This is a genomic window from Breoghania sp. L-A4, from assembly GCF_003432385.1.
In the GTDB taxonomy this organism is placed as follows: Bacteria; Pseudomonadota; Alphaproteobacteria; order Rhizobiales; family Stappiaceae; genus Breoghania.
In genome coordinates, this window is sequence record NZ_CP031841.1 from 1619702 (window position 1) to 1645814 (window position 26113).

Genomic DNA, 26113 nt, shown 5'->3' on the forward strand with positions numbered 1-26113 from the left:
TCGAGAGTCTATTGGCGCGATCCGGCGTATGTTGTCTTGTTAATCGGCGGATTCAGGCAGCGGACGGTCCGGTTTTTCTATTCGTGCCGACGATTAATTTATTGATATCTTAAACGATGCGCCGTGCGGCGTATTTTGACGATCCGCACCGGCCCGACAACAACAAGATTACCGTTAAAGTTGATTGACCATGGAGGCCAAGACCATGAAACGTGACCGGTTTTTCGCGCCTGACATTCTTCGCATTTTCTCCCATCCCGTTATCCGGACCTGGCGCACCGCCGCCCTTGCCGCGGCGCTGGCGGGTCTGAGCGCCGTGCCCGCGGCGGCCCAGCAGGCGCCCAAGGACATCGGCGTCTCGGGCATTCTCTATCTTGAGCCGGGCGGGACGGAGACGTCCGCCGGCGAGGTCATGGAGATCGAGCTGCCGGACGTCAAGGTGGACCTGCTGCTCGGCGGCAAGGTCGTGGCGAACTCGGCCGTCACGCAGCTCAACGGCTATTTCCGCACCACGGCGCCGGCGCCGGGCACCTACCAGATCTGCTGGAATCTGGGCGGCCAGCGCAGCTGCAACCGGCCGTTCGCGCTCAGGGACAAGGCCGAGGCACTGGGGCGCATCGGCACGCGCTACAAGGGCGCCTTCGTCTACGGCACCGTGCTGACCGGCGACGACCGGCCGTGCTGGGTCAACGACAGTTTCTTTGGCCTGGACGTCTCCACCGAGGTGCGCGGCGGCGGTCACCGCACCCGCGCCAACACGCAAGGCGAATACGCGCTGATCGGCCCGGCCGCCCAGGCGACCTTCCGGCTGGCGGCGATGTGCGAGAAGTCGGACGTGAGCCAGGTCGTGACCCTGGGCAACGGCCCCATGCGCCGGGACCTGGGGTTCGCCAACCGCGCGCCGCAGATCACCAGCGTGGCGGCGACGGACGGCGCCAAGTTCGTCACCCGCTCGACCATGGGCAGCAATCTGAAGATCATTTCCAGCAACCGCGATCCCGACGGCGACACGGTGGAATACATCTGGCGCACGGCGGCGCCGAGCGTCAGCGTGCTGTCGGGCGGAAATGCGGCCACCGAGGAATGGAAGCTGCCGTCCACCAACGGCCGCGAAAGCGTCTACGTGATGGCGCGCGACGGCAACGGCGGCTTCAACTACAAGCGCTTCGAGATGCAGGTCGGCGACAACCAGATCGACCTGAGCGGGGTGGCGGTGGATGAGACCACCGGCAATCCGGTGCCCATGGCGATCGTCTCCTCGGGCGGCGCCAGTACGGTGACGGACGCCAACGGCTGGTTCCGGCTGACGACCGCGCCGAGACCCGACGACCGCTACGTGCTCAACATCAGCCATCCCAACTACGCGCTGATGTCGCGCGTCTACGACCGCTCGGCCTACGGCAACACCTATCAGATGGTGCGCGCGCAGGTGACCACGGGCAGCGGCAAGAGCGACCTGATCATCGAGGACACGCGCAGCTCGGGCCCCTGCGGCGCCTCGCCCAAGGGCGAGCGGTCGCGCGTCAAGCGGCTCGCCCAGCGGCGGTTCCGCCATGACCTGGAAGGCGTGCCCGGCAAGCAGGACACCTCCCGGGAGGAGAAGCCCACGGACGAGAGACCCCGTGACGACAGCGGCGCGCAACAGGATCCGCGCGAGGTCGAGGCGGCGTTGCGCGTGACGCTCAAGGAGCAGCAGGAGTGCGAGCGGCGCGGTGCGCAGATCGTCGTGCGCGCGGGCACCTTGGTGGATTCCAACGGCGAGACCTGGACGGGCGCCGTGCGCGCCTCCGTGGCCACCCTGAACCCCGCGCGGCGCGCCCTGCCGGGCGACTACCGCGCGATCACGGCGGGCGGCGATCAGGCCGAGATGCTGAGCTTCGGCGCCGTCTACGCCGAGTTCACCGACCTGATGGGCAACAAGCTCAACCTGCGGCCGGGCAAGACGGCCGAGGTGCTGACGCCGATCTCCGGCTTCCAGAACCCCACCGCCAAGGACACCATCGCGCTGTGGTCCTACGACGAGGACACCGGCTTCTGGATGGAGGAGGGCAAGGCCGAGAAGGTGATGACGCCAACGGGCCCGGCCTACCGCGCCGAGGTGGAGCATTTCTCCACCATCAACATGGACGTGGCGGGCAATGATCCGGCGCTGGCCACCTGCGTGCGGCTGGAGATCGACGCGGCCTTCAACGGCTGGAGCAATCTGGTTCTGCGCGCCTATGTCTCCTACAACGGCGATTCCGTGCAGACCAAGGAGACCGCGCTCGACAACGCGCAGTATCACGCCATCTACCGCATCCCCTATGGCAACGGCTTCCCGCCCAACACCCTGCGGCTGGAGCTGCGCGGCACGTCGAACGGCGAGGAACTGGTGCTGCTGGACGACATCATCAACACCGACGCCCGGCCGAAGATGACCGGCAACGACCTGTGGCCGCCCTATCCCTACACCGAGTGCGGCGACCCGATCCTGCTGACGCCGGAACCCGGCGTTGTGCCCGCCTACGGCGATCTCGACGCCACCGGCCGGCCGGCGTTCCTCTCCGGTCCCTTCGGACAGTTCAATCCCTCCGACGGCGCGCAGCAGGTGGTGGACTACTACATCGCGCTCGATCCGGGCGGGCTGAAGGACACGCTCGGCGAGTGGTGGCAGGTCAACGGGTTCGGCGCCGACGGGCTCGGCGCGGGCAACCCCAGCTACGTCAATCAGGCCTATCTGAACAACAACGACCTGGGCTTCGGCCGCGACATGCACTGTCTGCAGTCGGGCGCCGACGTGGCCTGTTACGTCACCAACTACGGGCTGCCCGACCAGAACCCCAACAACGCGGACGCGGCGGAGAACAAGGATCCGGCGCAGCGCGGTGCGACGGTGGCCATGGAGTACGACGCCAGCGCGCCGGCGGCCGAACGCGTGCAGTTCTACGTCTTTGGCGGCGGCGTGGCCGGGTCACCGCGCATCAACTTCGCGGATCTGGACGGGCTCGGGCCGAAACCGGTGCCGTTCCTCTGCGCGGTGTGCCACGGCGGCGACTCCCAGCTCAACGCCTCGAACACGGTCAACCACGCGCGCTTCCGCGAGTTTGACCTGCCGTCGTTCCGCTACTCCGGCGACCGGGGGTGGGACTTCGGCCAGGCGACGCTGAACGCGGGGGAACTGGCGAATTTCGCCAACCTCAACGAGCTGGTGCGCAACTCGGTGGACAACAACACGCCGATCGCCGATCTGATCGACGCGTGGTATCCGTTGGGCTTCGCGGGCGGCCCCGCGCCGGTGCAGCCGGCGGTGCCGGCGGGCTGGGTCGGCCACGAGAACGACTATCACGAGGTCTACGGCCAGAGCTGCCGCACCTGTCACGTGGCGCGTGACGGCGGCTTCGCGCTGGTCTTCGACGACTTCAACGACTTCTCGTTCACCAGCTACGCGGTCTGCGGCTCCGGCAATCCGAAGCTGCGCTTCATGCCCAACGCCTATGTCACCTACAAGAACTTCTGGGTGGATGCGCTGCGGGTGGCGCAATACGAGACGATCGTCGGCGTGGCGGCGGGCACCTGCAACGATCCGTAAGCGGATTGGGTCCCGACCAATGACCAAGGCGGGTCCGCCCTTCGGGGCGGGCCCGTCAGACTGCTGACAAAGCCCATAAATCCCGCCTTCGTCATGGTCGGGCTTGTCCCGACCATCCATAAGTCCTTGAAAACATGGATCCTCGGCACAGGGCCGAGGATGACGATCGAGGGGCATGAGCTTTGTCATCAAGCTCGCGGGCCCACCGTCATGTCGGGGAGCGTCGCCTCAGTTGACGACGTCGCGCAAAACCAGCACGTCGGATTTGTCGAAGCGGGGCTTTGCGGTCTCCGCGATGCCGGCGCCGCGCTGCGGCCTTTGGCTGGCGTCGAGATGCGGCTGGTGCGCGGCCTCGGGCGCGGGCTGCGGCGTGCGCCGCCAGGCGCCGGCGATGGCCTGCGCGGTGCGCATGTCGAGATTGGCGCGCAGGGCGGAGATCTCGCGCAGACGCTGGATGCCGTGCACGGCGGGGCTCATCTGGATCATCACGGCGATGGAGCGCGAGGTCTTCAGCCCCAATGCCGCCAGCGCCACGGTCAGCGGCTCGCCGCCCGCATCCAGCATGATGTGTTCGGCCGTCGCAGTGTCCACGTCGAGCAGCGGCGCGAGCAGGCCGAGAAAGCTCTCCTTGTCGCGCGCCATGGCGGATTGCTCCAGGCAGCGCAGCATGTCCTGATCGATGTCAGAGGTGGGCGTGCCGGCGCGCAGGCTGGCGCGGGTGCCGACGCGCGCGCCGCTGCGCGCGGCCATCTCGGCCATGATGCGGCTTTGCGCGGCGGTGATGGCGCGGGTGCGCTGGGTGCTGTCGGCGTGGAGAAAACTCAGATCGCCGGCGCTTGGGGCGGGGCGCGGGGCGGCCGCCGGCGCGTCGGCGGCGGCTTGCAGGACGGGCGCCTCGATGCGCGTGCTTTCATCGGTGTGGGAGGGCGTGCCGGCCGTGGCCGCGATTTCGGGTGCTGGCGCGACGGGCGCGAGGGAAGTGGACTCGGCGGGCGCCGGGACCAGAGGTTCCGCCCAGGAGTCGTCCGTGGCCTGTTCCGGCGCCATCGTTTCACGCGCGCCGGGTTCTTCGGCGACGGTGTCGTTCCGCGTTCCGGAATAGTCGCGGATGTCGGAGCGGATCTCGGCCAGCAGGCCGGCGAGCTCGGCGTCGCGTTCGGTGTCCGCGCGCGGGGCGTCCTTGCGCGGAGCATCAGCCGCCGGCACGATGTTGGTCGGGCCATCGGCCGGGGTTTCGGGCGCGTGCGGGCCGGTCGTATGGCGGCCGGGGATCGACAGGCCGGCCAGCGTTTCCGGGGCGGCGTGGCGCTGCAGCGCGGCGATGACGTCGGGGGCGAGGTCCGGGCGCAGGGTGACGGCGCGGCGCACCGCCTCCGGACCGCGGCCCACGGCGGCGACGAGATCGCAATGGGTGAGCAGCGGCGAATAGGCCACCACGCGGTGCGCAACCGAGGCGTCCTCATCGCGCATCAGGGTCAGCACCGTTTCGTGCGGCGCGTGCGCGCAGCGCGCCAGAAGGCTGGCGATGCGGCGGCGTTCCTCGATCGGCGTCTCGGTGATGTACTGGCGAAACAGCTCGGCGAAAACGTGGCTTTCCACGTTGTCGGGCGCGTCGCAGCCGACGAAGAGCTCTGTGGCGGCAAGAAGAATACGGGTCTTGCGGGTCCCGACATTGGACTGCACGAGGGCTACGACGCCTTTCGGGGTTTGCTGGTCTGTCATGAAGCCGCACACGCAATACAAAGGGCCACTGGGATGTCTAAGCCGAACTGCATCAAATTGCGTCAAAACCGTTAGCAATCCATTAACCCTGAGGAATCTTTAATGAGGTCCAGAGACAGCACAGTCGTCCGGCGTTTCTTGTTCAGGGCGTACATCTTCCAGCGCGGACGACGACGGAGGATGACATGGGCCTACTGCTTGATTTTTCCCTCACGCCGAAACGCCGCGAGACGACGCATGGCGCCGTTCCCGACGCCGGCGCCGACATCGTGATCTTTCCCGGCGTACGCGTCGAACCGGCCGCGCTCGATCTCGGCGCGCGGGTCCGGCGGACGCCCGCCGATACCCAGGGAAAGCTGCGCCCCGACGCCTGAGGCGGACGGCGCGCGTTGACGGGATGACCGCCCGGCAGGGACTTAGAGCGTTTCCGCCGTACGGTAAAACCGGGAGGTCGCGGAAAACCGTATCCACATTGGCGCGCAAGGCCGTAAAATCGCCCCGACGCGCGGTGATTCCATCACGGATGAATCCGGCGCGGCCGGGGCGAGGGCCCCCCGGGCCGAAACGCGAAACTGGAGACGCAATGAACGCGAGCCGCCGGCACAAGGCGCGCACCGCCGCGGTGCTGGCTGTGGGGCTTGCCGCAGGCCTCCTGTCCGCCTGCGCGCGGCCCGAAGGCGATTTCGGCCGCGCCCAGCCCAGCGTCATCCACGACACCGTGATGCCCGAGACCGGCAAGCTGATCGCCAAGGTTCGCGGCAAGGGCGTGTCCGAATTCAACATGACCGACGACGAGCGGCTGCTGCGCGACCGGGCCTGGGCGCTGATCCGCCCGCCGCACGCCGCCGACTGGATCAGCGCCGTCATGGTCGAGGCGCAGCGCACCCGGCTGGTGGATCCGATCGACAAGTTTCTCTCCCCCGACAGCTACTACGTGCTGCTGAGCTCCGAGCGCTACCGCTCCAGCGAGGCGCGCTACGACCGGATCGTCGCCGACGCCAATAGCGACGCCGCGCTGATCCCGCCGTTCTGCGAGGTGGCGACGCGGGTGGAGGATCTCGACCGCGAGCGCATGGGCACCATCGGCCGGCGCGCCAATCTGACCCGCCAGGACTATGCCGGCGGCGTCGCCCGGGTGGAGGAGAACCACAATCTCATCGCCTGGGCCAAGCGCGCCATGCGCTTCCGCTACCAGGCCTACAAGATCGCCGTCGACAAGCTGGAGATCGAGACGCCCTCGCGCGAGAAGGTGTGGGACGTCAATACGGCGCTGCGCAAGCTCGCCGCCGCCATCCTCTTCGCCGAGAAGGGGTGTCGCCCCAGCCGTCCGTTCGAGGCGGACGGGAAGGTCCGCAGGTCGCGGATTTTCACCGGCTGGGGCAATGAACGGCCCGCGCCGATCAAGTAGGGGCGGCCTTGTGGCACCGCAGGCGCGTTCGACGCCGCGGCGTTGGCGGGTCATGTGTGCGGACGGTCCAGCCCTTGCGCCGGACGGTTCGCGGCGCAGCCGGATCCGGCATCCAGCACGATTGCGCCGTCAGTGGCCTTCATCTGTTTTCCGTGCTGGCTGCGTGAAGCGGGCACCGGCCGCGCAAGCCGGGCGTTTCGCGCGAGCTTTTCCCGCATTCCGGCTCTCTCGACACGCTGACGCGTGCCCGGGCCGGCGCGGGCCTTGCGCGAATTGGGGTTATCGCCCTGGCGCCGCTCTTGCTGTGCGCCGGGCTGTCACGGGATATGGGGCGCGCGGGAGAGGAAGGTGTGAAACGTGATGATCGTCTCCGACGATTCCACGCCCTCGATCGCGTAGATCCTCTCAAAGATGTCCTCCATGTCGGCCGCAGCCCGCGTGCGGACTTTCAGCAGGATGGAGAACTGCCCGGCAGTCGAGTGGATTTCCTCGATTTCCGGGATTTTTTCAAGCTCCTTCACCTGCTTCTTTTTGAGTCCTCCCTTCGCTTTAAGAAAAATGAAGGCCAGAAACGGTCTTCCGATGGCGTGCGGATCTATTTCCGTGCGCGACCCCGTAATAATTCCATCGTTCTTGAGGCGCTTTATGCGTTCGAACGTTGCCGGTCCGGAAAGATTGACTTGCTTTCCGATCGCGACATTGGTCGCTGTCGCGTCATCTGACAGAACGCGCAAGATGGCGAGGTCGACTTCGTCAATTCCAGTCATCGGTTGTTTTCTTCCCGGATCGCGCTTGACATCGTTTGGTATAAACCTCAATATGCAGAATAATATTTTGCATATGATAAGTTTAACAAAACGAATGTAAACAAGACAATCGCATATGGCCCGGTGCTTGGCAAGCCTAACACCTCGCCCGGGACGGCGCTTTGCAGCCGGTTTCAGACGATGACGGAGGGCATTCATGCAGGAAGCCGCACAAGAAAACCTGCGCTCCGCGGGCTTCGCCTTTCACGCGGGCGACGAACTGCCGATCCCGGGCGAGCTTGCGTCCCGATCGGACGCGCTGGCTCTTGAATGGGACAATCTCGAGCCCGACAACTATCTCAGGGACGGCGCGACATTCCGCGAGCGGCGGTACGGGAGATACGCCTTCCAGCCGAGCACGGAACGGATCGTCCTGCTTGCCCACAAGCCGTACCTTCAGTCGAAGGCGACGAATTCCTACGCCGGCGGCATCGAGCGCGTGGTCGCGCCGGTCACGGCGTCGATCAACTCCAATCCCGTCCTGAGCCTGCTCATCAAGCACGACTTCAAATGCTTTCCGGCGCACGCGTTTCCACCGGACGACTGGTGGCTGGTCGCGTGCCACATGTTCCGCATCATCGGGCGATCCAACGAACTTGGAGAGCCCACGCCCGAAGGGGTTCATCGCGACGATATCGACTTCGGCGCGATGCATCTGATGAAGCGCGAAAACGCGCTCGGCGGGCTGTCCCGCATCCACAACGAAGACAGGAGCATCAAGGCGGAGCTCTGTCTGTCGGCCCGTTCGATACGCTGTATTGGGCCGACCGGCAGATCCTGCATTCCGTTACGCCGATCTCGCCCACCGACGGCGACAGGCCGGCGGTGCGCGACATCCTCATTCTCGGCTTCACGCACACGCCAGATCTCCTGGAACGAGAGGGAGTTCGACCATGACAATTCTGGAACAGAACGCCAAGACCACATTCGCGCCGCTCGTCATCGCCTGCCTGGTGATCGTTTACATCGTCTGGGGTCGACCTATCTGGCGATCGCCTATGCGCTGGAGAGCTTTCCACCACTGCTGATGGCGGCCACGCGGTTTCTCACAGCCGGGCTGACGATGGTCCTGTTCCTGGCGCTGCGCGGACACCCTTTGCCGTCGCTGAAGGAGCTTGGCGGCGCGGCGGTCGTCGGCACCAGCATGCTCGGTCTCGGCGTCGGCAGCATCGGCATCGCGGAGCAGACGATCTCGAGCGGCATGGCGTCGATCGGCATCGCGACGGTCCCGATCTGGGCCGTGCTGCTGGCCGGGCTGCTCCTGCGCGAGTGGCCCAACCGGTGGGAAATGGCCGGCATCGCGCTGGGGTTCGTCGGCGTCGTGTTTCTCAACGTCGAGGGCTCGCTCAACGGGGCGGCATCCGGCGCCCTGATCATCGTCGGCGCGGCCCTGTTCTGGGGGCTCGGCTCGGTGCTCAGCCGCGTGGTTCCCCTGCCGACGGGCCCCACGGCCTATGCCTATGAGATGCTGACGGGCGGCATCGCCCTGAGCATCGCCGCCTTCGCGCTCGGCGAGAGGATGACCGTGTGGCCGACGACCGAGGCCTTCGCCGGCTGGCTGTATCTGGTGATCGGCGGGTCCTTCTTCGCCTACACCGCCTACATGTACCTGCTGCAGCAGGTGCGCACGTCGGTGGCGACGAGCTACGCCTTCGTGACGCCGGTCGTCGCCATCCTGCTCGGCGTCCATTTTCTCGAGGAATCCGTATCCCGGTTCACGATTCTCGCAGTCGTCAGTGTCCTGCTCGGCGTGTGGTGCATTTTCCGCGGCCGGGAAGACAAGAACAAGGCCTAGAAACGTTTCGGCGGCAAGCAGTTGTGACACCAACCGCATCGGGGAGGAAGCAATGATTGACGAAGAGATACTGTTTATCGGCGACTCGTCGCGATGGAGCAAACTGGCGGCCGAGAGCTTGAAATGCACATTCGCCGAGGTCGACGCGCGGTTCTGGGACTACGGAGACACCCCGCTGGATTTTCGCGACGATTTTGCATGCGACCGGATCTTCACCTTCAAGGCCGACTGGGTTCTCACGCCGGCCGTTCTGGGGCGGGTGCGCAAGACGGCGATCAATTTCCATCCCAGCATTCCAGACTATCGCGGCGTCGGCGGCTATAATTTCGCTCTTCTGGACGGGCGGAGGATTTTTGGGGCGATGTGCCATCACATCGTCGACGAAATCGACTCCGGGCCGATCATCAAGGTCCAGCGCTTTCCCATCCTGCCGGCCGAATCCGTCGACGCGCTCCGAGAGCGCACGGCTTCCTATTGCCTGACGCTGTTTTACGAAATCCTGCACACGATCGCCGAGCGCAGGACCCTGCCGCTGGCCGCGTCGGAGCGGTGGGGGCAGCGCCTGTTCACCCGGAAGATGCTGGCCGAGCTTGAAGCGTCGGATCTGCTGGCAACGCCACCGCTGAAGATTTCCGCATAAGGGAGGACGTCCATGAAACTGGTTTTGGCATATTCAGGGGGCTCGACACCTCGATCGCGCTTGCCTGGCTGCAGCGGGCCTACAACGCGGATGTGGTGGCGTTCTGCGCCAACCTCGGCCAGGTCGACGATCTGTCGCATGTGGAGGCGCGGGCGCGGAAAAACGGCGCCTCGGCCGTGTATATGGACGATCTGCGCGAGGAGTTCATTCGCGAGTATGCCTTCCGTTCGCTGCGCGCGGGCGCCCTGTATGAGGGACGGTATCACATGGCGGCATCGCTTGGCCGCCCGCTGATCGCGAAGCGGCTGGTCGAGATCGCCCACATGGAAGGGGCCGATGCGATCGCGCATGGCGCGACCGGCAAGGGCAACGACCAGGTCCGGTTCTTTTCCTCCGTCATGGCCCTGGACCCCACGCTGCGGGTCATCGCGCCGGTGATGGAGTGGGACCTGACCACGCGGTCGAAGCAGATCGGCTATGCCGCGCAATACGGTATCGAGATTCCGGCGTTCAAGAGCAGCCCCTACAGCCGCGATTCCAACCTGTGGGGAACCAGCGTGGAGTGCGGCGAACTGGACGACATCGGCAAGCTGCCGCCCCGCGACGCCTACACGCTGACGGCCGATCCGGACGAGGCGCCGCACGAGGCGGTGGACATCGCCATCGACTTTGCCGGCGGAGTTCCGGTCCGGCTCGATGGCGCCGCCCTGTCCGCGGCCGAACTGGTGGCGGCTTTGAACCGGATCGGCGGCGCGCACGGGATCGGCAGGCTGGACATCATTGAAAACCGGCTCGTCGGGTTCAAGGTGCGCGGCGTTTACGAAAGCCCCGCCGCCGAAATCCTCTCCCAGGCGATGCGCGAGCTGGAAAACCTGGTGCTGGACCGGGACCTCCTGCACATGAAGACGGGTTTGTCCCAGCACTATGCCGAGCTGATCTACGACGGGAAATGGTTCAGCGGCCGGCGCGAGGCGCTGGATGCGTTCTTTGAGAGCTATGCGCACAAGGTGACGGGGACGATCAAGCTTCGCCTGAATCGCGGACGTGTCACCATCGTGTCGCGAAGCGCGCCCGAGGCGCTCTACAACCTGGAAATCTCTTCCTACGAGTCGGATGTCGGGTTCGATCAGACCGCGGGTGTGGGCTTCTCCTATATCTGGTCGATGCAGGGACGGGTCGCGGCGCTGCAAAAGGCGGCCAAGGCGCCGGAACCGGTGGCCGAACCGTCGCGGCAGATGGCGGTCTGATGCCGGATTCATGCGAGATCAGGCCGATGACGCCGGCTTCGGGCTCCCTCGCAGCGTGAAGGAGGGCGCCGTGAAGATACGATCCTACGCCGAGCGCAGACAGGACGGCTATCTCATCGAGCGGCCGTCATGGGATTCGGTCCGCATGGCGCTCGCCGAGGATCGCCTCGGGTACTCCTTGCATGTCACCAGGCTGCATGCCGGGGATATCGGTGCGGCACAGTATCCGGAGCACGTTGAAGCCGCCTACTGCATGGACGGCCGGGGAACGATCACATATGGCGCCGACGACGAGCATTCCCGGCCGATCGAACCGGGTGTGATGTTCGTCCTGGACCAGCATGACCGGTACCGCATGCACGTGTCGGAGCCGATGACGCTGCTGTGCGTGTTCACGCCCGCGTTCGAAGAGTGAGTTCATACGCCGGTCGCCGTGCGCGACGGTGCCCGGACAGGATCCCAGAAGCGCGTCTTTGATAAGGCGCGTGGACGCGACCTCCGGCGGGCTTGCCCGGGCCCGCCGGAGGCGTAGCATCACGTGCCCGCACGCCCGCCCCGGTACGGGCGACCGGTCATGCGAGGCGTCGCATCCAGGATTTGCGGCTTGTGTGGCGCCCGTAGCCGCGTCCGGGCCGGGCGGATCACGAAAACCTGTTCGTCCGCCGGATGCGGCAGTAGGTGACAAGGCGGCACGGCCCCATTCGGGGCCGCGTCGCGGCGCGCGAACGGCTGTCTCGAAGGGGCGGTAACAGGTCCGGAAAGCCGGCCCCATTGTCAACATGAGGCACGGTCAACATGAGGCCCGCCGCCGGATTGGGGCGGCTCGCCCGCTGTTCATTTTCTTGGAACCGGTTCAGCGTGTCCGAGCTGAAGACGACATGGAGGGAGGCGCAGCTTCCCGGAAAGCTGTTCTTGCGGTCAAATCGGGTCCATGATCGGGTGTGGCGGCATGGGGAGAGCGAGAGGCAGCATGACCTTATTCGGACCGCGGGCCGGCCCCCTTGTGTCACGGGTGTTCGCCGCGAGTGTGGCCTTCTCCTGCGCGACCATCGTTTCCAGCCAGTCATCCACAGCCTGCTCGCTGGCTCTGGTCATTGCCATGGATGGCTCCTCCAGCGTCAGCGCCGACGAACATACGCTTCAGCTCCAGGGCATGGCGGACGCATTGAATGACAGCGACGTCAGATCGGCCATTCAGGCCGTCGGCGGGATCTGGTTTTCCAGCTTCGAGTGGAGCGGGCGGTATCAGCAAGTCATGCAGGTCGACTGGCGTTTCCTGGACGCTGACGACAGCATCTCTGCCGCCGCGTCGGAACTGGCCGCGTCCAAACGCGGCTACACCGAGTTTCCAACCGCGCTCGGCTATGCTCTCGGTTATGCCTCCAACCATCTGGCCAAGGTCCCGGCTCCCTGTGAGCGCAAGGTGATCGATGTGGCCGGAGACGGCATCAACAACGAAGGTTTCGATGCCGCCACGGCCTATCGCGCCTTCGCGTTCGACGGCATCACGGTCAATGGACTGGCGATCGCCGGCGCCGTGCCGGACCCGGTCGCATACTACCGGGACAAGGTTATCCGAGGTCCGGGCGCGTTTGTCGAAGTTGCAAACGACTTCGCCGATTATACGGTGGCGATGAAACGCAAGCTGCTGAGAGAAATCGGCACAACGAACTATGCCGCCCTCAGATGAGGGCTCACATGTGGCCGGATCCATTGTTCATGGAAACAGAGGTCAGTGTCCGTCAATCGAGGGGCCCTGACGAATATCGGGGTGGCGTGCGGGCATGTGGCCCATCCTTCGAGACGCCGTCTTCGACGGCTCCTCAGGATGAGGTCATCATGTTGATATATTTTATGAAATAACTACATTCCCAACCTCATCCTGAGGAGGCGCGCCAGCGCCGTCTCGAAGGATGGGCCGCTTGTTCGGCTGGGCTTCCAGCTCTTGTTCTTCCGGCCCGCGCGCGGCGCGCCTTGGCATGTCTAAATGGTCGATTCCACGAAGGCCGGAAGCGCTCTAACGCGCCGCGGACGCCTGGAGCCGGGCCGCAGGCGAGGGTTGCATCCCGGCAATTTCCAGGATCAGCTTCTGCCGTACGGCCTGCGCGAAGGAGGCGGAATCGTCCGCCGTCACGACGAACGCGCCGGGGCCGCCGATAATGTCGCGCGCGAAGCGCTCTTCCAGGTCGTAGGAGACCGGCCGGCCCGAGCAGAAGCGGCACAGGACGGCGAGCCCGTTGATGACGATCCCCGCATCGAGAACCTCCGCACGCGCGTCCGCGATGGTCGGACCGTTCCAGTTGTTGGCGCTGTCCGCGGACAGGTCGATCACCCGCCGCAAGCCCGTTATGCCGTTTTCCTCGATGAGCGCCTTGCCCTTGAGCAAGGCGGCGCCGATGGCGTTGCGGCCATAGGCCCGTCGCGGCGGCGCCATGAGGGCCGTCGCGAAGGCCTCGGCTGACGCCGCGCCGTCGATGATCGTCCAGCCGACGACGACGTCCTGAGATGCCGCGTCGGCCCATTCCACATAGGTGACCGCGATCTTGCCGTAGGCGTTGCGCCGGATCGCCGAGAGCACCGCCGGGTCAGTGATGGCATCCGCGTAGCCGCGCCGTTGAAAGTGGATTTCGGCATCGTCGATCGATCCGGTTGCGTCGGCCAGCAGCACGAGCTCAAGGTCGAGTTCTTCTGCCCGGGCGGCGGTGGCAAAAAGCAGAAAAAGCGCGGCAACGAGAGTGGCGCGTGGGTAAGAAAAAGGCATGATGGACTCCTTCAACATGAACAAGCGTACCAGCAACTGCGGCGCGCGCTGTTACACATTTCCGGGCGTGATCAGCGGCCGGCAATGACGCGCAGCGCAAGCAACGCTCGGGCTAGAATGGTGCGTACATGCGTCTGTTGAGGCCAGCTAGATCCCGGCGTCCGCGCCGAGCGGGTTCTGCATGCACTTGGCGTTGGCAAGCGCGTCGCGGATGGGCTTGGCGTGCTTAGCGTCGGGGACGAAGGCGCGCAGCAGGGCGACGGTGCGCTCGTGCGGGGTCTCGATGACGATCAGCCGCTCCAGATCATCGGGCGGATTCTCGCGCAGGATCGACAATTGGGCGGGGGTGAGCACCAGCATGGCCAGCTTGCCGTCGCCCGAGGTGCGGTTGTTGAAGGAATAGGTGGTCTCGCCGCGCTGGTCGAACAGCGAGAACGACCAGAAGGTGTCGGGCACGTCGGCGTCCATGCGCACCGGGCCGCGCTCCAGCGAGAAGCGGCAGGCGGCGTGCGCCATGTGCGGGTCCAGCATCGGCAGCGGCTCGGCGCCCGGCTTGACGGCCGGCAGCACGTTGAAGCGGGCGTCGGGGCCGAAGCGGGCGGCGCGCGTGAAGGCGTCGTCGGTGGTGAAGTCGGGGACGTTCATCACCGCCAGCAGGTGGATCACCGCCGCCAGCATGATGCCGCCGAGCACCCAGATCCAAAGGGAGGAGAACCACTGGCGGATCATCGGCAGTCCCCGCGATTGATCTCCGGCATCTCCAGATCGGCCAGTCCGGTGCCGGTGGTCAGCGGCGTGTCGTACAGCCGCAGCACGAAGACGACGCGGCGGGCCTCGCCCAGCGGCAGCCAGTTGCCCGGCCGCGCGTAGCGCGAGACGGAGACCGAGAAGCTGCCGTCGGTGTTGCGCAGCAGCGCCTTGCTGTCGAGCGACTGGCGTCCGGCGGAGTTTTCGATCAGCCGCCCGGCGGTGTCGGTGGCGGTCAGCGTCCAGAGGCGCGCGGGCGGCGTGTCGCCGGCAATCCGGTAGTCGCAGGCGCCGGTCAGCGCGTTGCCCTCGCTGTCGTGCTCGGCGAAAAACGCAAGACCCTCGCCCGCGCCCAGCGGCACCTGGCCCGTGCGCGCCAGTGTGGCGGCCGAATAGGGGTCGGCGTCGGGCGTTCCGGCAGAAGGATAGGCGGTCCATTGGCCGAGCTGGACGGCGTTGAACAGCCGCCCGCGGTCCACCGCCAGATAGGCCGAGCCGATGCCGGCGACGAGCGCGATGGTGACGGTGATGAAGAGTTTCGCCACCAGCGCGAAGGGGCCTTCCGCCGGACCCTGTCCGGAGAGACGGGCGAGCGCCTCCTGCGCGACGTCCTCGCGCGGGCGGGGACGCGCGGGCGGACGCTTGCGCTTCGCGGGCAGCCAGGCGAGCGGAGAAAAGCGGCGCGGCGCGGCGTCGGCAAGAGCCATTGTCAGGAATCCTTGGCCGGGGCGGCGAGCGCTGCCTGACCCGACGGCGCGGGCGGCAGGGGCGTGGCGTTGCGCAGCAGCGCGCCGATGCCCCGGATCACCTCGGCCGACTGCTGGGACAAGAGCCGCGGCCGGTCGCCATAGGACTGGCCGTCCGCGTCCGGCTTCGTGGTGCTGGCAATGCGCTTTGCGTCGCCTTCAAGGCCCACGCCGGGCAGCGGCAGAAGATCGATGCCGGTGTGGGCGTATTCCATGTAGGTTTTCCAGGTCATCGCCGGCAGCGAGCCGCCGGTCACGCGTCCCGTCGGCGTGTAGTCGTCGTTTCCGAACCAGACGGCGGTGGTGTAGTTGCCGGTGTAGCCGATGAACCAGGCGTCGCGGTAGGCCTGGGTGGTGCCCGTCTTGCCCGCCGAGGTGAGGCCGTCGATGATGGCGCGCCGGCCGGTGCCGGCCACCACCACGTTGTGCAGCACGTCGTTCATCTGCTCCACCTTGTCCAGCGGCAGGACGCGCTCGGGCGGCGGCACGTCGCGGGCGTGGCTCCAGATGGTGGTGCCGGCCGAGTTCTTGATTTCCAGCACCGCGTAGGGCGTCGCCTTCATGCCGCCGTTGGAAAAGACGGAATAGGCCCCGGCCATGTCGAGAACGGTGACCTCGGAGGTGCCGATCGGCAGGGTGACCACGTCCTCCAGTTGATGGGTCAGGCCCATGGCGGAGGCGGTGGCGATGATCTTCTTGCGCCCGATCGCCTGGGCCAGGCGCACCGGGATCGTGTTGATGGATTTGGTCAGCGCCAGCTTCAGCGAGACGGGGCCGCGATAGGACCGGCCGTAGTTGCGCGGGCACCAGTTGCCGATACACAGCGGCCTGTCCGGCACGATGCTGTCGGGACTGAAGCCGTTCATGAAGGCGGTGATGTAGACGAACGGTTTGAACGACGAACCGGGCTGGCGAAGCGCGTTGGTGGCGCGGTTGAACTGGCTGGCGCCATAGTCCATGCCGCCGACCATGGCGCGCACGGCGCCGTCGGGCAGCACGGAGACCATGGCCGCCTGCTTCACGCGGTAGGCCTCGCCATGCTGACGCAGGGTGGATTGCACCGCGTCCTCCGCCTGGCGCTGCAGGCCGGGGTCGAGCGAGGTGCGCACGGTGAGGATGCGGTCGTTGCCCGGCGCGATCTTCTTCACCTCCTCGAACGCCCAGTCGAGGAAATGGTCCGGCACCTGGCCCTTGGAGCGGTCGATGGCGGTGGCGGGATTGCGCCGCGCGCCGATCACCTGGCCCTCGGTCATGAAGTCGGCCTGCACCATGTTGGTGAGCACCTCGTTGGCGCGCAGGCGGGCGGCGGGCAGGTTCACATGCGGCGCGAATTTGGTCGGCGCCTTGAACAGTCCGGCCAGCATGGCGGATTCCGCCAGCGTCAGGTTGCGCACCGACTTGCCGAAGTAGAATTCCGACGCCGCGCCCACGCCGAAGGCGCCGCCGCCCATATAGGCGCGGTCGAGGTACAGCTTCAGGATCTCGCGCTTGGTGAGATTGGCCTCCAGCCACAGCGACAGGAAGGCCTCCTTGATCTTGCGCTCCAGCGTGCGCTCGTTGGACAGAAACAGGTTCTTGGCCAGCTGCTGGGTGATCGACGAGCCGCCCTGCACCACCGAGCGGGCGCGCAGGTTTTCCATCATGGCGCGCGCCGTGCCGATGACGTCGATGCCGAAATGCTCGAAGAAGCGCCGGTCCTCGGTGGCCAGCGCCGCCTTGACCAGGTAGTCGGGCAGTTCCTCCAGCGGCACCGTGTCGTTGAGCAGGATGCCGCGCTTGCCGATCTCGTTGCCGTAGCGGTCGAGGAAGGTGACGGAGAAATCGTCGGTGGTGCGCCAGTCGTCCTTGCGGGTCTCCTGGAACGCCGGCAGGGCGAAGGCCAGCATGATGATGATGCCGCCCAGCCCGAAGGTGAAGGCGTCCGACGCGAGTTCGGCCATCAGCCGTTTGAAGCCGCGCACCCGGAAGCGCCGCATCCAGGTGGAAAACGCCTCGATGGCCCGGCGCAGGACGAAGCCGAAGCGGAAGACGGAGCTGTCGATCCAGGCGTCGGCGGCGAGCAGGCGGTTGGAAATCCGCTGCCGGCGCCGTTTGGGTCTGGGCTGCGCGTCGTCACGGGGCGAATGGGGCGTTTCGTTGCTCACCTGGGCTCACCTGGGCGTGTCATCGGGCCGGCCGGCCCCTTTCGGCCCGCGCGATGCCCGTTCGGGGGACACTGTCGGGCCTGTTTCTGGCGATTTTCAGTCGAAGCCGCGTGGCGTCCACACGGGCTTGCGGACCACTCCGCACTATCGTTAACAGATTGCCAAACGGTTTATCGAGCCATGATTTTCATCACATTCCGGTGCACCGAGGGGGACACTGGCGGGATTATGGCGTAAACCGCGCGGCTCCACGCCGGTGCCGCGGACGTTTTTTAGTATAGTCGCACTGGAAAACAAACCGGATTTGCCCGACACAGGGACATTCCGCGCCGGCGGCCGGCTTTCACCGCCGCGGCGCCATGCGGCGACAGACAGGCGATCCCGATGACAATGGCGACCGAGACCCCCATGGGCACCGCTCCCGATGCGCCGTTCTGGCAGCAAAAGACGCTCGACGAGATGAGCACGGCGGAGTGGGAGTCGCTGTGCGACGGCTGCGCGCGCTGCTGCCTGAACAAGCTGGAGGACTGGGACACCGGCGAGATCCTGTGGACCAGCGTCGCCTGCGAGCTGCTCGACGATTCAAGCTGCCGCTGCCGCGACTACGACAACCGCGCCGCCATCATCCCCGACTGCGTGCAGCTCACGCCGAAAGAGGTGCGCACGCTGAGCTGGCTGCCGCCCACCTGCGGCTACCGGCTGGTCTCCGAGGGCCGCGACCTATACTGGTGGCATCCGCTGATCTCAGGCTCCGCCGAGACCGTGCACGACGCCGGCATTTCTGTGCGGCACCGCACGGTCTCCGAGGCCGGCATGGACGTGGAAGACTACGAGAATTTCATCGTCGACTGGGTCGATGAGACGCCGGGATAGGGGCGATCCAACCGGTGGGACCACCTGCGGTGGTCCGCGGAGTCGGGTCCGTCCCCTTGCGCGTTCCCGTCCCGGCGGTGGGATATGCGCCAAGCCCGGGACGCGGTGCGGCGCGCAAGACGCGCGGGGCAGGACACCGGACAGCCCTCGGCGCGCGGGCAGGTCCGGCCCGACCGCCGCCCGTGCCTTTCCGCCCGCGAAACGATTTGTTTCGGGCCGCGTGCGCCGGCGGCAATTGTCCGAACAATTTTCAAGTAAAATCAGAAAATAAATCCGGTGCGTGAAGAATTTTCCCGTATTTTTCTTTACGGCAACGTTCTTGAAAGCCTAGGGTTGTCGCGCGATCGCCATTGCGCGGCGAATGTTGCGGATCTTGTTGATGCGGCGGCATTCGGGTTGAATGAACATTCAAAAGCGCCCGGGCGGGGCGGAAGCGGTTGAATAATTTTCTTTACAGAATTAAATGACGTTGCGTCAGATATTCCCGTGAGTGGTCGGGTTTTGCAAAAGGTGGTTTGACGGTCTGCGGTGAGTGCGTCCCGGGACGAGCATTGCGTTTATATTCTGGCCGACCGGACGGGCGGCAACCTCACCATCGCGCTCACCGGTAATCTTTCCGACCGCATCACCCAGTACCGGCACCGGGCGCGCACCGGCTTCGGCCGGCGTCTCCCGGCGCGCCGCCTCGTCTACTACGAGTTTCACGACACCAGGGACGCCGCCGCCCAGCGCGTCGCGCTGCTCAAATCGTGGGACCGCAGCTGGACGGACAAGCTGATTGAGGATCGCAACCCCGACTGGACGGACCTCGCCGCCGATGTGCTGCTGGCGCAGTGAGGGGCGCGCGCCGTCCAACGCGCTTGTTCGCGTGGGAGGCTGGCGCGTGCGAAAGGCGCCTTCGGCGAGTCCCTCCTGGCTTCCGGCTCTCTCGACGCGCCTGCGGCGCGCTCGGTCCGGAAGGACGTGGAGGGTTGAAGCACGGCGGTGGGCGGTGGCGCGTGCAGCGACGTCTCTTCGGTATCGATGCCTCTGTCAGGCTTCCTCTCACGACGTCATCCCGGACGGCCTGCGGCGAAGCCGCATGGCCAGATCCGGGATCCAGCACATCAGGCGGCGCTTGCGCCGTCCGGGGCTCTTGTCCGCGACGGGCACGTGGCGCGCTGACGCGCGCGCAAGGCGCCTTCGGCGAGTCCCTCCTGGGTTCCGGATCTCGCGATGCACCTTCGGTGCACACGGTCCGGAATGACACAGAAGGGTTGAAGCGCGGCGGCGGGCAATACACTGTGGGGCGCATTCGCGCGGATGGCGGGGATATCCTCGCGGGGCTCTTCGAGAAAATCGCGGAAACTCAGTATTTATCGCTCATACCTGCGTGAATTACTTTAAAATACTCGCAAAATGAAAAATAAACCATTGACAGCGCGACGTTGTTCTGGCATGGTTTTGCCATCATCAGACAGTTGCGCAACGAAGCGCGCCGGGCGGGAAGGTTTCCTCCGGCGATGACTGTGCCTGTCCAGCAGGCGCTGTTGCGAGGTGCCGTCCTGTCGCCGCATGTGGCGCGCGGGCGACGTCTCGCGTCCGGCTTTGCCGATGGCCCGCGCGGCTGTTCCCTTCCGTCCATCCGGTTCCTTGCGAAAGGGGCGACATGGAATATCCATCCGAACTCTGGGCGGAAGCGCGCAGGCTTTTCGAGGTGGAGGGGCAGGACGTGGCGGTGATCGCGGAAATGCTGGATGTGCATCCCACGACCGTCTACGGCCGCGCCCGGCAGGAGCAGTGGTCACGGCCGCTGAACTACCGGGGGAAGAGGCCTCTCACCGGTGTTGGCACCGCGCGGCGGCGGCGGATGACGGCGCGGCTGTTCGCGGCGTTTGAGCGGCAGGTGCGTGACATGGAGGCGCGGCTGGCGGGACTCGACGGGCGCGAGGCGGACGACCGCGACGCGCGCACGCTGGCGACGCTGGCGCAGACGCTGGACCGGCTGGTCGGCCTGGATGCAAGCATCAACGCGCCCGACGACGGCGAGGCCCCGGATGACGAGCCCGACATCGACGCGTTCCGCCGCGATCTTGCGCGACGCCTTGAAGCAATCCGAAGCGCGAGCCATCGAGGCCCTGCTGGCGAGCCTGAGCCGGGCGGAGACTGAACGGTTCTCGCGCGATTTCTCCATCTTCGCCCGGCCCGACCAGCTGCCGCCCGAAGGCGCCTGGTCTACCTGGCTGGTGATGGGCGGACGCGGCGCGGGCAAGACGCGCACCGGCGCGGAGTGGGTGCGCGGCATGGCGCTGGGCGAGCCGCCCTATGCCCGAAAGCCGATCGGGCGCATCGCGCTGCTCGGCGAGACGCAAGGCGAGGTGCGCGAGGTGATGATCGAGGGCGTCTCGGGGCTGCTGGCCGTGCACCGCGCCCGCGAACGGCCCGTCTGGCTGCCCTCGCGCCGAAGACTGGAATGGCCCAACGGCGCGATCGCCCAGGCGTTTTCCGCCGAGGACCCGGAAGGGCTGCGCGGGCCGCAATTCGCCGCCGCCTGGGCCGACGAACTGGCCAAGTGGCGCAACGCCGAGGAGACATGGGACATGCTGCAATTCGGATTGAGGCTGGGCGACGCGCCGCGCCAGGTGGTGACCACCACGCCGCGGCCGATCCCGCTGATGAAACGGCTTCTGAAGGACGCGCGCACGAGGGTCTCGCGCGCCGCCACACGGGCCAACGTCGGCAACCTGGCGCCGGGGTTTCTGGAAACCATCGTCGGCCGCTACGCCGGCACGCGGCTGGGGCGGCAGGAACTCGAGGGCGAGCTGATCGAGGACCGGGTCGACGCCCTGTGGCGGCGCGATCTGATCGAGCGGGCCCGGGTGGAGGCGGCGCCGGAACTGGTGCGCATCGTCGTCGCCGTCGATCCGCCTGCTTCCTCAAGACGCGGGGCGGACGCCTGCGGGCTGGTCGCCGCCGGGATCGCCGCCGACGGGCACGCCTATGTGCTGGAGGATGCGACGCTCAATGAGGTGCAGCCGCTGCGCTGGGCGCGCGCGGCGATCGCGCTGTATCACCGGCACCAGGCCGACTGTCTGGTCGCCGAGGTCAACCAGGGCGGCGAGATGGTGGCCAGCGTTCTGGCGGAGGCGGATTCCTCGGTGCCGGTCAGATCCGTGCGCGCCACCCGTGGCAAATGGCTGCGCGCCGAACCGGTCGCCGCACTCTACGAGCAGGGCCAGGTGCACCATGTGGGCGCGTTCCCCGCATTGGAAGATGAGCTGTGCGACTTCGGCCTCGACGGCTTGTCCTCCGGCCGCTCGCCGGACCGGCTGGATGCGCTGGTCTGGGCGCTCACGGCGCTGTGCCTGGGCAGGAGCGGCGAGCCGAAGGTGCGGCGGATGTGAGGGGGCTGCGGCGCGGTTCGTGATTGTGGCCCATCCTTCGAGACGGCGCTGTCGCGCCTCATCAGGATGAGGTCGGAGTTTGTGGCGGGCCTCGCAACTGGAAATATTCAGATTATCAACACGATGACCTCATCCTGAGGAGCCTGCGCGAGCAGGCGTCTCGAAGGATGGGCGGATTGCGCTGAACACAGCCCCAAAACAGCAAAACCCCCGGCGGGGATCCGGGGGCTTTGCGTCAGGGCAGGTCATTGGGGCAGGTCATTGGGGCAGGACATGCCGGCGGCCGGGGAACCGCCGGGTCGATGAGGCTCAGGAACAGCGCAGGACGAGGGCGGACGCGGCGGTGCCGGTGACCGGATCGGTGGCCGGCACGGAGGTGACGGTGCAATCGCGCGATGCGGCCGGAACGCGGGCCGCGACTTTCTCAACGCCCGCGCCCGCCAGGGCAACGGTTGACACGGCGGCCGTGGCGGTCGCGAGCGCGAGGACAGCAGCGCAGACGGCAGTGGCGATGGCAGAATTGCGAGACATGTTGCTACTCCCATTTCGGCCGCTTGCCGGCCGTCTGCGGTGCACGGAGGTGGCCTCCTCCTTTGACAATCCAACAATACGGGTTTTGCGGGAGAGAGTTGTGACGGGGATCACGGATCGGCGGTTTTGACGAGGGGGGTGCTGGCCGGCTGTGAGGCGATCCGGGCCGGTTGGCTGTGGGGCGCTGCAGGGGTGTGGCCTGTCCTTCGAGACGGCGCTGTCGCGCCTCCTCAGGATGAGGTCGGAGGGTGTGGCCAGCCGGAGCGTGCCGCCCATCCTTCGAGGCCCGCGTGCGCGGGCGCCTTGAGGCATGAGGTCCGGGGGATCTTAGCATTTCGAGCGCGCCACAGCTTCGATTGTCACCCCGGCCGCAGAGCCGGGGCCCACTATGCCGATCGGCAAAAGCTGACACCTGGGGCGCGTCGCCAAACCGCGCCGCACAGTCGCGAGAGCCTCAACAAGCGGAGACCAGAGTGGGTTCCGGGTCTGCGAGGCGATACTTCGCATCGCATCGCGCCCGGGATGACAATCGCGGTTGGGGGCCGGAGCCGGCCCAACACACCTCTCCCCAGACGGCAAAAACCCCCGGGCGGGGAGTCCGGGGGCTTTTGCATTTGGAGGCAGGTTCTGGGTCAGCGGCAGACGGTGCGGTAGCCGACGATCACGCGTTCGCCGTAGTAGGGGTCCCAGCGGCGAACCGGCTTTTCCCAGCAGGTGCGGCGCGGACGCTGACGGTAGTAGCGGCGGTCTTCGTAGCGGTCGTCGTAGTAGTAGCGGTCGCTGGCGGCGGCGCCCAGCATGGCGCCGGCGGCCAGGCCGAAGATCGCGCCGGCGGCGGCGGCGCCGTTGCGGCCGTTCTTGGCCGATGCGGTGGTGGTGGTCACGGAGACCGCCGAGGCGGCGACGACGGCGACGGTCAGAATGGTGATTGCGGTCTTGCGAAACATCTCGGTCTTCCCTCTGCTTGACGGCCTCGCGGCCCCTGTTGCTGTGTCTGGTTCGGTCTTGGGAGGCGGCTTGTCTCTCCGCCGATGAGTTGACCCTAGGGGATTGCCCGCAAGCGCGATGTGACCGGCGTCACGCTTTGCGGGTTTTCAGGCCGAATGCGCCGGGTTTCGGGTGAGAAAACCCACAGTTTCAGCCGTTTATGCGTCCGCCGGAGGGTCTTTGGCGCGCAAGTCTTCGGACCGTGCGCGCAGCAATGGGATCAGTGTCATGACATTCGCCGATCTGTTTCGCCGTGCGGCCAAGCCCACCGAGGCCAAGGCCTCGCGCACCGCTTCCATGGTGACGCTGCAGAGCGCCGGGCGCCCTATCTGGACGCCGCGCGACTACGCGGCGCTGGCGCGCGAGGGGTTCGCGCGCAACCCGGTGGTCTACCGCTGCGTGCGGATGATTTCCGAAGGCGCGGCGTCGGTGCCCTGGCTGCTGTATGAGGGAGCGCGCGAGCTGGACGCGCATCCGCTGCTGGATCTTCTGGAAAAGCCCAATCCGCGCCAGGCGGGCAGCGAGATTTTCGAATGCCTCTATGGCCATCTGCTGGTGTCCGGCAACGCCTATCTGGAGGCCGTCGGGCTGGACGGGATTATTCGCGAGCTGCATGCGCTGCGTCCCGACCGCATGAAGGTGGTGCCGGGCGAGGACGGCTGGCCGAAGGGATACGACTACACCGTGGGCGGGCGCACCCTGCGGCTGAAGGCGGAGCACGGCGCGCCGCCGGTGCTGCATCTGACCCTGTTCCATCCGCTCAACGACCACTACGGCTTCGCGCCCATCGAGGCGGCGCAGGTGTCGCTCGACATTCACAACGCCGCCGGCGGCTGGAACAAGGCGCTTCTGGACAATGCGGCGCGGCCCTCCGGCGCGCTGATCTATGCCGCGGGCGACGGCGGCAATCTCACCGACGAGCAGTTCGAGCGGCTCAAGGGCGAGCTGGAGGACGGCTACCAGGGCGCGCGCAACGCCGGCCGGCCGCTGCTGCTGGAGGGCGGGCTCGACTGGAAGCCCATGGGGCTGACGCCCCGGGACATGGATTTCATCAATGCCAAGAACCAGGCGGCGCGGGAGATCGCGCTGGCCTTCGGCGTGCCGCCGATGCTGATCGGCATTCCCGGCGACAACACCTATTCCAACTATCTCGAGGCCAACCGCGCCTTCTGGCGCCAGACCGTGTTGCCGCTGGTGGCGCGCACCGCCAGCGCGCTGGGCAACTGGCTGGTCCCGGCGTTCGGTCCGGGCCTGCGGCTGGGCTACGACGTGGACGCCATCGAGGCGCTGTCGGTGGAGCGCGAGGCGCTGTGGCGGCGGCTCGGCCGCGCCGATTTTCTCACGCAGGGCGAAAAGCGCGAGGCGGTGGGCTACGCGGCCGAGGGCGGTCCGGCGGCTGATCCCGCCGCGTAGGCGACGCGTGGCCGCCATGGACTCGGTGACGCAATCGGTCATCGCGCGCGGCGACCTGGCGCATCTGGCGCTGTTCCTCTGGGCCTCGGGCGCCAGCGGCCTGCTGGTGTGGGCCCTGCGCGAACTGGCGGCCTCCAACCGCCGCTTCAACGACTTCGTGCGCGAGATCGCCCGGCTGAACCGGCGGTTCGGCGGGGAATGAGGGCGGGCGGCGCTGGGCCCTCGGCGGCGTCATCCTCGGCAGGGCCGCAGGCCTTTCCGGGAATCCGGTATCCCGTGTTGCCGGCCGTGGCGCACAGCCTTTGAGGCCTGTGGTTATTGGATCCCGGCTCGGAGGCCGGGATGCCACGGAAGGCAGGCTGCGTGCAGGCACCCGGCCCGCTCCACGGGGTTCCGAGGAGGCAAGCCGCCGATCCTTCGAGACGCCGTCTTCGACGGCTCCTCAGGATGAGGTCATCGTGTTGATGGTCTTGTTCTTCGGTTTCAGCTCGGCCACCCCCACGGACCTCGTCCTGAGGAGCGCGCATAGCGCGCGTCTCGAAGGATGGGCCGTTCGCGCCGAACCAGCCACCCGCTCCGGCGGCACGCTTACGGGGCGCTTCCTCACCGCACAAAACTTGGGGCGACACTCATGCAGCGGTTTTTTCAAAACCTGCGGCGGCGGCCGGACCATCGCGGCGTGTTCGCGGCGTTCGCCGACACGCTGCAAAGGATGCTGGAGCGGGATGCGCGGCGCAGCGCCCCCGCGTGCGCCGGACTGGCGCCGGAGCCGGGCGGTGAGCGCGCGGCAGCTCGAGGACGCGCCGCTTGCGGAGGCGGTGGACGCGCAAGGCGTGTTTTCCGGCTACGCCAGCCTGTTCAATGTGGCCGACATGGGCGGCGACGTGATCCAGCCCGGGGCGTTTGCGCAGTCGCTTGGGCGGCGCGGGCCGCACGGCGTCAAGATGCTCTATCAGCACGATCCGGCCGAGCCCATCGGCCAGTGGCTGACAATCGCCGAGGATTCGCGCGGACTGCGCGTCACCGGCCGGTTGATGCTGGATCTGGCCCGTGCCCGCGAGGTGCACGCCCTGATGCGCGCAGGCGTCCTGGACGGATTGTCCATCGGCTTTCGCACCCTGCGCGGCCGGCGCGACGCGGTCACGGGCCTGCGGCGGCTGTTCGAGCTCGATCTTTGGGAAATCTCGCTGGTGACCTTTCCCATGCAGGAGGCGGCGCGGGTCGCGCCTATCGCGCCCGCCGGGACGATGGGGGCATGAGCACCCGCGCGCTCACGTTCCGTCTGGGCCGCGCGGCGCGCGTCCTGCGCGGCGGATTTGGAAACACGCAACCACGACAAAGG

Annotated in this window: 25 protein-coding genes; 16 read left to right on the forward strand and 9 right to left on the reverse strand. The window is 66.8% G+C overall.

Annotated features, from left to right (window positions below; genetic code table 11):
• The first annotated feature begins 205 nt into the window (after positions 1-205).
• Positions 206-3568 (forward strand): carboxypeptidase-like regulatory domain-containing protein, encoded by a 3363-nt coding sequence (locus tag D1F64_RS07555; RefSeq protein WP_162901397.1) that lies wholly within the window; start codon positions 206-208, stop codon positions 3566-3568.
• A 228-nt stretch (positions 3569-3796) separates the two neighbouring features.
• On the opposite strand, the gene D1F64_RS07560 is transcribed toward D1F64_RS07555, so the two are convergent.
• Positions 3797-5290: a hypothetical protein gene (locus D1F64_RS07560; protein WP_117411936.1), complete on the reverse strand. Its 1494-nt coding sequence runs from the start codon at positions 5288-5290 to the stop codon at positions 3797-3799.
• Between the two features lie 185 nt (positions 5291-5475).
• Here D1F64_RS07560 and D1F64_RS07565 point away from each other — a divergent pair, with 185 nt between their 5' ends.
• On the forward strand, positions 5476-5664 hold the full coding sequence (locus tag D1F64_RS07565) for a hypothetical protein (RefSeq protein WP_117411937.1): 189 nt from the start codon (positions 5476-5478) through the stop codon (positions 5662-5664).
• 209 nt (positions 5665-5873) lie between these two features.
• Entirely contained in the window at positions 5874-6698 is an 825-nt protein-coding gene (locus tag D1F64_RS07570; RefSeq protein WP_117411938.1) for a hypothetical protein, read from the forward strand.
• Positions 6699-7015: 317 nt separating this feature from the next.
• Here the strand turns inward: D1F64_RS07570 and D1F64_RS07575 are convergent, their stop codons facing one another.
• Positions 7016-7465, reverse strand: coding sequence for an Lrp/AsnC ligand binding domain-containing protein (locus tag D1F64_RS07575; protein ID WP_162901398.1), 450 nt, complete (start codon positions 7463-7465; stop codon positions 7016-7018).
• A gap of 196 nt (positions 7466-7661) precedes the next feature.
• Here D1F64_RS07575 and D1F64_RS07580 point away from each other — a divergent pair, with 196 nt between their 5' ends.
• Genes D1F64_RS07580 through D1F64_RS07595 form a run of 4 tightly spaced genes read left to right on the forward strand, consistent with a single transcriptional unit; the run spans position 7662 to position 11601 of the window.
• Positions 7662-9299, forward strand: coding sequence for a 2OG-Fe dioxygenase family protein (locus D1F64_RS07580; RefSeq protein WP_117411940.1), 1638 nt, complete (start codon positions 7662-7664; stop codon positions 9297-9299).
• Positions 9300-9351: 52 nt separating this feature from the next.
• Positions 9352-9939, forward strand: a complete 588-nt coding sequence (locus D1F64_RS07585) for a formyltransferase family protein (RefSeq protein WP_117411941.1) — start codon at positions 9352-9354, stop codon at positions 9937-9939.
• Between the two features lie 29 nt (positions 9940-9968).
• Complete coding sequence (locus D1F64_RS07590) at positions 9969-11186, forward strand: argininosuccinate synthase (RefSeq protein ID WP_117411942.1); 1218 nt, start codon at positions 9969-9971, stop codon at positions 11184-11186.
• Positions 11187-11196: 10 nt separating this feature from the next.
• Positions 11197-11601 (forward strand): ectoine synthase, encoded by a 405-nt coding sequence (locus tag D1F64_RS07595; protein WP_162901399.1) that lies wholly within the window; start codon positions 11197-11199, stop codon positions 11599-11601.
• A 503-nt stretch (positions 11602-12104) separates the two neighbouring features.
• Here the strand turns inward: D1F64_RS07595 and D1F64_RS23735 are convergent.
• Positions 12105-12287: a hypothetical protein gene (locus D1F64_RS23735; protein ID WP_205470692.1), complete on the reverse strand. Its 183-nt coding sequence runs from the start codon at positions 12285-12287 to the stop codon at positions 12105-12107.
• Here D1F64_RS23735 and D1F64_RS07600 point away from each other — a divergent pair.
• Positions 12286-12876 (forward strand): DUF1194 domain-containing protein, encoded by a 591-nt coding sequence (locus D1F64_RS07600; RefSeq protein WP_205470693.1) that lies wholly within the window; start codon positions 12286-12288, stop codon positions 12874-12876. The genes D1F64_RS23735 and D1F64_RS07600 overlap by 2 nt on opposite strands.
• 327 nt (positions 12877-13203) lie before the next feature.
• On the opposite strand, the gene D1F64_RS07605 is transcribed toward D1F64_RS07600, so the two are convergent.
• From D1F64_RS07605 to D1F64_RS07620, 4 genes are all read right to left on the reverse strand, one after another.
• Positions 13204-13947 (reverse strand): DUF1194 domain-containing protein, encoded by a 744-nt coding sequence (locus D1F64_RS07605; RefSeq protein ID WP_117414490.1) that lies wholly within the window; start codon positions 13945-13947, stop codon positions 13204-13206.
• A 147-nt stretch (positions 13948-14094) separates the two neighbouring features.
• Positions 14095-14676 carry a DUF1254 domain-containing protein gene (locus tag D1F64_RS07610; protein ID WP_117411945.1) on the reverse strand — a complete coding sequence of 194 codons (582 nt, stop codon included), beginning with the start codon at positions 14674-14676 and terminating at the stop codon, positions 14095-14097.
• Positions 14673-15401, reverse strand: a complete 729-nt coding sequence (locus tag D1F64_RS07615) for a DUF1214 domain-containing protein (RefSeq protein ID WP_117411946.1) — start codon at positions 15399-15401, stop codon at positions 14673-14675. The genes D1F64_RS07610 and D1F64_RS07615 overlap by 4 nt, the downstream gene beginning before the upstream one ends.
• 2 nt (positions 15402-15403) lie before the next feature.
• Entirely contained in the window at positions 15404-17584 is a 2181-nt protein-coding gene (locus tag D1F64_RS07620; protein WP_117411947.1) for a PBP1A family penicillin-binding protein, read from the reverse strand.
• Between the two features lie 408 nt (positions 17585-17992).
• Between D1F64_RS07620 and D1F64_RS07625 the strand changes: the two genes are divergently transcribed.
• The 5 genes from D1F64_RS07625 to D1F64_RS07640 all read left to right on the forward strand — a co-directional run bounded on the left by D1F64_RS07625 (position 17993) and on the right by D1F64_RS07640 (position 21840).
• Positions 17993-18457: a YcgN family cysteine cluster protein gene (locus D1F64_RS07625; protein ID WP_117414491.1), complete on the forward strand. Its 465-nt coding sequence runs from the start codon at positions 17993-17995 to the stop codon at positions 18455-18457.
• Between the two features lie 276 nt (positions 18458-18733).
• Positions 18734-18898 carry a hypothetical protein gene (locus tag D1F64_RS23205; protein ID WP_162901400.1) on the forward strand — a complete coding sequence of 55 codons (165 nt, stop codon included), beginning with the start codon at positions 18734-18736 and terminating at the stop codon, positions 18896-18898.
• An 87-nt stretch (positions 18899-18985) separates the two neighbouring features.
• Positions 18986-19294, forward strand: coding sequence for a GIY-YIG nuclease family protein (locus tag D1F64_RS07630; protein ID WP_117411948.1), 309 nt, complete (start codon positions 18986-18988; stop codon positions 19292-19294).
• An 811-nt stretch (positions 19295-20105) separates the two neighbouring features.
• A complete protein-coding gene (locus D1F64_RS07635) occupies positions 20106-20606 on the forward strand; it encodes a hypothetical protein (protein ID WP_117411949.1) in 501 nt (166 codons plus the stop codon).
• Positions 20494-21840 carry a terminase family protein gene (locus D1F64_RS07640; RefSeq protein WP_117411950.1) on the forward strand — a complete coding sequence of 449 codons (1347 nt, stop codon included), beginning with the start codon at positions 20494-20496 and terminating at the stop codon, positions 21838-21840. The genes D1F64_RS07635 and D1F64_RS07640 overlap by 113 nt, the downstream gene beginning before the upstream one ends.
• 309 nt (positions 21841-22149) lie before the next feature.
• On the opposite strand, the gene D1F64_RS07645 is transcribed toward D1F64_RS07640, so the two are convergent.
• Entirely contained in the window at positions 22150-22371 is a 222-nt protein-coding gene (locus D1F64_RS07645) for a hypothetical protein (protein WP_117411951.1), read from the reverse strand.
• 632 nt (positions 22372-23003) lie between these two features.
• The gene (locus D1F64_RS07650; protein ID WP_117411952.1) at positions 23004-23318 is read right to left on the reverse strand and encodes a tyrosyl-tRNA synthetase; all 315 of its coding nucleotides are present in this window, start codon (positions 23316-23318) and stop codon (positions 23004-23006) included.
• A gap of 268 nt (positions 23319-23586) precedes the next feature.
• Between D1F64_RS07650 and D1F64_RS07655 the strand changes: the two genes are divergently transcribed.
• From D1F64_RS07655 to D1F64_RS07665, 3 genes are all read left to right on the forward strand, one after another.
• Positions 23587-24771, forward strand: a complete 1185-nt coding sequence (locus D1F64_RS07655; protein WP_117411953.1) for a phage portal protein — start codon at positions 23587-23589, stop codon at positions 24769-24771.
• 16 nt (positions 24772-24787) lie between these two features.
• A complete protein-coding gene (locus D1F64_RS07660; RefSeq protein WP_117411954.1) occupies positions 24788-24973 on the forward strand; it encodes a hypothetical protein in 186 nt (61 codons plus the stop codon).
• A gap of 574 nt (positions 24974-25547) precedes the next feature.
• Positions 25548-26030, forward strand: coding sequence for an HK97 family phage prohead protease (locus D1F64_RS07665; protein ID WP_248304656.1), 483 nt, complete (start codon positions 25548-25550; stop codon positions 26028-26030).
• Positions 26031-26113 lie beyond the last annotated feature (83 nt).